The following is a 7817-nucleotide window of genomic DNA, read 5'->3' as shown; positions in this document are numbered from 1 at the left end:
CCGGTCGATGTGCAGGATGCTGTCGAAGTGCGGATCATATCGACGGTTCAGATCCTGGATCACCTTCCGATATCCGGGGGCCTTGTCCGTACAGATGGAAACGGGCCGGTAGAGGCGTACATTCTCGATGGCCTGCTTCAAAAAGGCTTTGGCAGCTCTAGCATCACGCCTTGCTGTCAGCCGGAAGTCGATGAACTGGCCAGTGTGTTCTACGGCACGCCAGAGGTAACGCCACTTGCCGCCTACACGAATATAGGTCTCGTCAACGTGCCAATTCAGCCCCCGCCAGCTGCGGTGATTGTAGGCGCGCCGAGCGATCTCGGGGCCGAATTTCTGGACCCGGCGGAAAACCGTAGCCCGATCCACCGTGATCCCTCGCTCTGCCAACAGATCACTGACATCTTGGTACGAGAGGGGAAACCGGCAGTACCACCGGACGGCAAGCAGGATCACCTCTCGCGGAAACCGATATCCCTTGAACGGATCGTGTCGCATGGCATCCTTCCTCTACATCGGCAGTCGGAAGCAGCATCGCCGTTAGATGATCGACAACGCAACAGTCCCCTGGATTTCGTCCATGACCAGTTTGCTGACGGCCAGCGCTTCCGGGTTCTCGACGTGGTCGACGACGCCACCCGGGAATGCCTCGCGGCGATCCCGGACACCTCGATCTCCGGACGCCGCGTTGCGCGTGAGTTCACGGCCCCGATCGAGCGCCGCGGGAAGCCAGGAATGATTGTCAGCGACAATGGGACGGAACTGACCGGTAACGCGATTTTGCGGTGGTGCTCCGAGCGCCGGATCGAATGGCATTACATCGCGCCGGGCAAGCCGATGCAGAACGGTTTCGTCGAGAGTTTCAACGGGCGCATGCGCGACGAGCTGCTCAACGAAACCATGTTCCGAAATCTGGCTCATGCACGTGTCGTAATCGCCGCCTGGGCTGCCGACTATAACATCGAACGCCCGCTTTCGGCTTTGGATTGCCAAACCCCAGCCGACTATGCGCGGACCCTGACCGCCGCAATCGCCCGCCCCGCTGCGCGAGATGAAAGCTCCGCGCGTCGGGCAATCGCTCAACCTGCGCCAAACGGCGTAAACAAAAACCGGGCTCCGGTCGCGGCTGGATGAACGTTCAGTGGCAGGTCACTTGGGCTTCCTGCGCCAGACGGCCATCAGTAGCGCTTGCAGGGCGAGCTCCGTCGTCATGCGAGGTTGCATCGACCAGCCGACGACGCGCCGGGAGAAGAGGTCAATAACGACGGATAGGTACAACCAGCCCTCGTGGGTCCGTACGTACGTGATGCCGGTCACCCAAGCCTGGTCCGGCGCATCGACGTCGAACTGGCGGTCCAGCCGGTTCTCCGCGACAACCGCGGGCTTACCGCCATACCGTCCTGGTCGTCGACGATAGCCGATCTGGGCTGCGATCCCCACACGGTTCGCCAGTCGCGCTACCCGGTTCGGCGAGCATGTCTCGGCAGCTCATACAGCGGCCTATTCGCGCCGTTGTACACGCAGCCCGTGACGAAGCAAATGCGCCTCGAGCGTTTCCCATTCCGATACATGACGGTGTTCGACAGAATGGGCGTAAATCACTGATCGTTCTCGGGAAAAGGTTTTACTGGAGTATCTGCATCGGCAACTGATGATCGTGCTTTATGTAACAACCGGGCCGCCCGCCCCCCAGTCACTCCCCGAAGCGGAGCTGGACCTTGACCGAGCGGCTGCGGTCGGCGGCGGCTTCGAAGGCCTCGGCGGCGTCCTCCAGGGGCCAGGTGCCGGTGACGACCGGGCGGACGTCGATGCGGCGGGTGCCGATCATCTCCACGGCCTCGGCGAACTCCGCGTCGAAGCGGAAGGTGCCCAGAAGGGCGATCTCCTTGCCCACCAGCACGTTGAGCGGCAGCGACGTGGGGCCGCCCATGCCCACCTGCACCAGCCGTCCGCGCGGACGCAGGCAGTCGATGGCCTGCGCGATGGCCGGGGCGGCGGCGGAACATTCGAAGACGACGTCGAACTGGCCCTTCTCGGCCTTCCAGGGGTCGAGCGCACCGGGGTCGCGGGCCACGTTGATCGTGCGGTGCGCGCCCATGCGGCGGGCCACGTCGAGCGGCGCGTCCTGCAGGTCGGTCACGACGATCTCGGCCGCGCCCGCCTCGGCCGCCGCCGCGGTGCAGAGCGCGCCGATGGGCCCCGCCCCGGTGACGAGCACGCGCCGGCCGGCAAGCTCGCCCGCGATGCGCGCGGCATGGAGGCAGACGGCCAGCGGCTCGGCGCAGGCGGCTTCGGCCAGGGTGACGTTGCCGGGCACGGGCACGCATTGCGCCGCGCCGACGTTCACGCGGTCGCGGAACAGGCCCTGCGCATGGGGCAGATACATGGCCGACCCGAGGAACGTCATGTTCAGGCACTGGTTGGGCAGCCCCTCGCGGCAGAACCGGCAGTCGCCGCAGGGGTGGCTGGGGTTCACCGCGACGAGCGTTCCGACCGCCGGTCCGCCCACGCCTTCGCCCAGGGCCGCGACATGGCCCGCGGCCTCGTGGCCCAGGATGATCGGCTCGCGCACCCGGATCGTGCCGATGCCGCCCTCCTGGTAGTAGTGCATGTCCGACCCGCAGATGCCCCCCGCCCCGATGGCCACCTGGATCTGGCCGGGGCCGGGCGCGGTGGCGGGTTCGGTCTCGACCCGAAGGTCGTTCCGGGCGTGAAGGCGGCAGATGCGGACGGTGTCGGCGGTCATGGTCGGGGTTCCTTTCGTCCGCCTTCAGCGCAGGAGCGAGGGCAGCCAGGTGGAGATTGCGGGAATGTAGCTGACGGCGAGCAGGACGAGCAGGTTCGTCGCCAGGAACGGCAGGATGGCGCGGACGACCGGCCCGAGCGGCAGGCGCGCGATGTTGGCGCAGACGAACAGGCAGACGCCCACCGGCGGCGTGGTCAGCCCGATCATCAGGTTCAGCACCATGATGATCGCGAAGTGGAGCGGATCGACGCCCACCGCCGTGGCCAGTTGCAGCAGCGGCACGAACAGGATGATGAGCGCGGCGATCGTCTCCATGAACATGCCGACGAAGAGCAAAAACAGGTTGATGAGCAGGATGACCACGATCCGGCTGTCGGTGATCGACAGGATGCCGCTGGCGATCGCCTGGGGGATGCGTTCGGACACCAGGATCCAGCCGAAGACGTTGGCGAAGCCCACCAGCGCCAGGATCCCGGCGGAGGATATCGCGCTGTCGACCACGATGCCCGGCAGCGCCCGCCAGGGCAGCTCGCGGTAGATCAGCCCGCCCACCACCAGCGCATAGACGCTGGCCACGATGGCCGTCTCGGTCGGCGTGGCGAGGCCCGAGAGCAGGCCGTAGATGATGATCGCCGTCATCGCCAATGCCCAGGACGCCGACCCGAAGGAGCGCGCGACCTCGCCCCAGCCCTGCCAGGCCTGCCGGGGAAAATCGCGGCGCCGCGAGATGACGTAGCATGTCACCATCATCGCCAGTCCCATGAGGATGCCCGGCACGGCGCCCGCCACGAACATCTGCCCCACCGATATGCCCGAGAGCGAGCCGACGATGATCATGGGCACCGAGGGCGGGATGATCGGCCCCACGGTCGACGACGCCGCCGTCACCGCCGCCGAGAAATCGGCCGGATAGCCCGCCTTCTTCATGCCGGGGATCATCACGCCGCCGATGGAGGCCGCATCGGCCACCGCCGTCCCGGTGATGCCCCCGAACAGCATCGAGGCGGCGATGTTCGTCAGCCCGAGGCCGCCGCGCACCCAGCCCACGATGGCCGAGGCGAAGCGGATGATGCGCTGCGTGATGCCGCCCCGGTTCATCAGGTTGCCCGCCAGGATGAAGCCCGGAATGGACAGGAGCACGAAGACGTCCATGCCCGCATACATCTTCTGCGGGATGACGACCGGGTTCAGCCCGGTCCAGAGGATGTAGGCCAGCGAGGCGAGGCCCAGGGTCGCCGCGACCGGGATGCCGATGGCGAGGCCCAGGACGAAGACAGACAGAAGGATGGTGACGTCCATGGCCCTAGCCCTCGCTCTCGTCGGTCAGGCGGTGCGGCCGCCCGTCGGTGGTGCCCGCCAGCATCCCCACGACCCGCAGGAGCGCGAAGAACCCCAGAAGCGCCAGCAGCAGGAACATGCTGAAATGCACGAAGGACATCGTCACCCCGAGCGCGGGCGAGGTCTGGAAGGCGCCGATGGCGGTGAACTTCCAGGCCATCGGCAGGAGGTAGAACCCGAGGACCGCGACCGCGACGGCCGAGACGAGGCGCAGCACCCAGGACGCGCGCTCCGGAAGGCTCTCGATGATGACGTCGACGTTCACGAGCTCCCCCGAGCGCAGCGACAGCCCGGCGCCGAGGGCGGCGAGGTAGAGGAGCGCGAAGCGCGACATCTCCTCGGTCCAGACGGGGGAATTGCCGCCGAAGCGCCCCGCGACCTGAAGCAGCACCGCCCCGATGAGCACGAGGAAGGCAAACCCCAGAAGGGCGCGGAACAGGACCACGAGAACGGTCTCCAACATCAGGACGAAACGCATGGGCCGGCTCCTTACACGGCAGGGGCCGCCGCCCGGTCGGGGGCGGCGGCGGGGCGGGTCAGTTGCCCGCGGATTGCTCGGCGAAGAGCTCTTCGACCACGGGGCGGATGTCCTCGCCCACGTTCGACAGCACGGCGTCGCGCGCGCGGTCGGCGAAGGCGGCGTTGTCCACCTCGACGAAGGTCATGCCGGCGTCTTCCAGCGCCTGGCGGTCCGTGTCGAGGCTTTCGAGGAACAGTTCGCGCTCGTAGTCCTGCGCGATCTGCGCGGCCTCCTGGATCGCGGCGCGGTCCTCGTCGGAAAGCTGGGTCCAGGTCTGCTCCGAGATGGTCAGGTAGATCCAGGACCGGACATGGTCGGTCAGGTTCACGAAGTCCTGCACCTCGGCGAAGCTGGCCGAGCGGATCAGGGCGAGCGGGTTCTCCTGCGCGTCGATGGTGCCGTTCTGGAGCGAGGTGAAGACCTCCGAGAAGGCCATGGGCGTGGGCTGCGCGCCGAGCGCCGACCAGACGTTCACGAACAAAGGCACGTTGGGCACGCGCATCTTGAGGCCGTTCAGGTCGTCGGGGCTCCTGATCTCGCGGTTCGCGGTCAACTCGCGGGGGCCGCGCGCGAAATAGGCCAGCGGCCGGATCTGCGCGTTCTCGACGATCTGCTGCTCGATCCGGTCGCCGATCTCGCCGGAGGCCACCTCGTCCATCCGCTCCAGCGAGTCGTAGGCATAGGGCACGGCCAGAAGGGCGGCCATGGGGGCCCAGTTCTGCAGGCTCTCGCCGGTGATGGTCATGTCGACGGTGCCGAGCTGCATCCCGTTGATGAGGTCGATCTCCTTGCCCAGCGACTCGTTGGGGAAGACCTCGACGGCGATGCGCCCGTCGGTCAGGCGCTCCACCTCCTCGGCGAACTTCACCGAGGCCTGGTGCCAGGAGTTGTCCTCGTTGGCGAGGTGGCCGAGTTGCAGCGTGCGTTCCTGCGCGGCCAGCGGTCCGGCCAGGACGGCCAGCGCCGTGGCGAGGGCGATGGATTTCATCGGTTTCATGGATCTCTCCTCCTTGGTGAACATGGCCGGGGGTCCGGCCCGGATGTGCTGCCCGGTCGTCCGGGGGCGGTCACAGGTTATAGGCCTCCCGCGCCAGATCATGCGCCAGCAGGGGGGCGACCTCGAAGGCCTCCTCCTCGTCCAGCCGGTGCGTCACGACCATCTCGGCCAGCCAGCCGCTGTCGACGCGGCGGGCCACGTCGTGCCGCGCCGGAATCGAGCAGAGCGCGCGGGTGTCGTCGTTGAACCCCACGGTGTTCAGAAGGCCCGCCGTCTCGGTCGCGCTCTCCCGGAAGCGGCGCATCCCCTCGTAGCTGTCGTGGAACCACCAGGGCGGCCCCAGCCGCAGGCAGGGCCAGGCCCCGGCCAGGGGCGCCAGTTCGCGGGCATAGGTGCCCTCGTCCAGCGTGAACAGGATCAGGCGCAGCCTGGGGTCGAAGCCCACGGCATCCAGAAGCGGCCGCAGCGCCTGCGGAAAGCTGACCGGCACGGGAATGTCGAAGCCGCGGTCCGGGCCGTGGTCGCGCCGCACGCGTGCCGAATGGCCGCGCAGCGCGCCCGCGTGAAGCTGCATCACCAGCCCGTCGTCGCAGGACATGCGCGCCATCTCGGTCAGCATCTGGGCGCGGAACAGCTCCGCCTCCGCCGCCCCCGCCCGGCCCGCCCGCACCCGGTCGAACAGCGCGCGCGCCTCCGGGGGGGGCAGGTCGGCGGTCTGCGGCGTGGGGTGGCCGTGGTCGGTGGCCGTCGCGCCCATTTCCGCGAAGACCGCCCGCCGCGCCCGGTGCGCGTCGAGATAGCCCGCCCAGGTGCCCGTGTCGCAGCCCGTGATCCCGCCCAGCCGGTCGAGGTTGGCGGCGAAGCCCTCGGCCTCGGGGTCGATCACCGCGTCGGGGCGATAGGTCGGCACCACGCGGCCCGACCAGCCGTCCTCGCGCGCCTTCCGGTGCCACGACAGGTCGTCGAGCGCTGAATCCGTCGTGGCGATCGCCTCGATCCCGAACCGCTCATAGAGCGCGCGGGGCCGGTAATCAGGCCGCGCCAGCCGCTCGGCGATGGCGTCGTAGGCCGCGTCGGCGGTCGCGGCCGACAGCCGCCGGTCGATCCCGAACAGCCGCGACATCGCGTCGTCCAGCCACATCCGCGACGGCGTGCCCCGGAACAGGTGGTAATGCGCGGCAAAGGTCCGCCAGATCGTGCGCGGGTCGGTCTCGGCCCCCGGCCCGATGCCCAGGGCGGCGAAGGGCACGCCCTGGCTCACCAGCATCCGGGTGACGTAGTGGTCGGGCGTCACGAACAGTGCCGCGGGGTCGGAGAACGCCTCGTCCGCGCCCCACCAGCGCGGGTCGGTATGCCCGTGCGGCGACACGATGGGCAGGTCCGCGACGGCATCGTGGAGCGCGCGGGCGAGCCTCCGCGTGGCGGGATCGGCGGGAAACAGGCGGTCGGGATGCAGCAGGGGGGCCGCCTCGTCCCCGTGCGCCGCCCGCGTCATCGTCCCGCCCGCCCGAAGTGGTCCGGCAGGGCCTCGGCCACGGCGGGCAGATCCTCCAGGATGCGGCGCAGGTGGTCGCGCATGTGCGCCTCGGCCGCGTCGGCGTCGCTCCGGCCGATGGCCCGGACGATGTCGCGGTGCTGGCCGACCAGCGCCGGGCGCGGGAAGGTCCGCGCGCTCAGGTTGCGGACGCGGTCCATCTGCGTCTTGAGCGGTTGCAGGTAGTCCCATCCCCGCGCCTGCCCCGCGATCTCGGCCAGGCGGCGGTGGAAGGCCTCGTCCAGGGCCATGAAGGGCTGCGGGTCGGGCAGGCCGGCCACCTCGTCCTGCGCGGCCAGCATCGCGTCGAGATCCGCCAGGTCGTCGGGCGTGGCCGTGGCGGCGATGCGGCGCACGATACTGGTCTCGACCGCCTCGCGCACGAATTGCGCGGCCATGACGGCGTCGATGTCGATTCGGCTGACGTAGCTGCCGCGTTGCGGCCGCACCTCGATCAGGGCCGCCTCGGCCAGCTTGATGAAGGCCTCGCGCACCGGCTGGCGGCTGGTGCCGTAGGCGACGGCGATCTCGGCCTCCGACAGGCGGGTGCCGGGGGCCAGTTCCCCGTTCAGGATGCGCTCGCGCAGGCGGCGGAACAGCTGCGGGCCGACGTTCCTGCCGGTCTCCAGTTCCCCCGTCGCGCTGTCGATGCCTGATGCCATGCGCCGCCCCCTGCCCCCGAGTC

At 68.9% G+C, this 7817-nt stretch carries 7 protein-coding genes and 2 pseudogenes; 1 reads left to right on the top strand and 8 read right to left on the bottom strand.

Annotated elements, in window-relative coordinates:
* Window positions 1-495 (bottom strand): IS6 family transposase (locus tag JAN5088_RS18645; protein WP_144431855.1); only part of this gene is annotated, 495 nt, incomplete at its 3' end.
* 69 nt (window positions 496-564) lie between these two features.
* Between JAN5088_RS18645 and JAN5088_RS09625 the strand changes: the two are divergent.
* Window positions 565-1131, top strand: a pseudogene (locus JAN5088_RS09625) (integrase core domain-containing protein); the annotation flags it as partial.
* 18 nt (window positions 1132-1149) lie between these two features.
* On the opposite strand, the pseudogene JAN5088_RS09620 reads toward JAN5088_RS09625, so the two are convergent.
* From JAN5088_RS09620 to JAN5088_RS09590, 7 genes and pseudogenes are all read right to left on the bottom strand, one after another.
* Window positions 1150-1479 (bottom strand): annotated as a pseudogene (locus JAN5088_RS09620) (DDE-type integrase/transposase/recombinase); the annotation flags it as partial.
* 211 nt (window positions 1480-1690) lie between these two features.
* The gene (locus tag JAN5088_RS09615) at window positions 1691-2743 is read right to left on the bottom strand and encodes an L-idonate 5-dehydrogenase (protein ID WP_055682615.1); all 1053 of its coding nucleotides are present in this window, start codon (window positions 2741-2743) and stop codon (window positions 1691-1693) included.
* Window positions 2744-2767: 24 nt separating this feature from the next.
* Window positions 2768-4042 (bottom strand): TRAP transporter large permease, encoded by a 1275-nt coding sequence (locus JAN5088_RS09610; protein WP_055682614.1) that lies wholly within the window; start codon window positions 4040-4042, stop codon window positions 2768-2770.
* 4 nt (window positions 4043-4046) lie between these two features.
* Entirely contained in the window at window positions 4047-4559 is a 513-nt protein-coding gene (locus tag JAN5088_RS09605) for a TRAP transporter small permease (RefSeq protein ID WP_082429930.1), read from the bottom strand.
* 58 nt (window positions 4560-4617) lie between these two features.
* On the bottom strand, window positions 4618-5589 hold the full coding sequence (locus JAN5088_RS09600; protein ID WP_370736411.1) for a TRAP transporter substrate-binding protein: 972 nt from the start codon (window positions 5587-5589) through the stop codon (window positions 4618-4620).
* A 79-nt stretch (window positions 5590-5668) separates the two neighbouring features.
* A complete protein-coding gene (gene uxaC, locus JAN5088_RS09595; RefSeq protein ID WP_055682612.1) occupies window positions 5669-7093 on the bottom strand; it encodes a glucuronate isomerase in 1425 nt (474 codons plus the stop codon).
* On the bottom strand, window positions 7090-7794 hold the full coding sequence (locus tag JAN5088_RS09590) for a GntR family transcriptional regulator (RefSeq protein ID WP_055682611.1): 705 nt from the start codon (window positions 7792-7794) through the stop codon (window positions 7090-7092). The genes uxaC and JAN5088_RS09590 overlap by 4 nt, the downstream gene beginning before the upstream one ends.
* Window positions 7795-7817: the final 23 nt, after the last annotated feature.

Origin of the sequence: Jannaschia rubra, assembly GCF_001403735.1 — a bacterium.
GTDB classification, from domain to species: Bacteria; Pseudomonadota; Alphaproteobacteria; order Rhodobacterales; family Rhodobacteraceae; genus Jannaschia; species Jannaschia rubra.
Note: the sequence above shows the minus strand (reverse complement) of the source record. Positions and strands in the feature narration are given on the sequence as shown.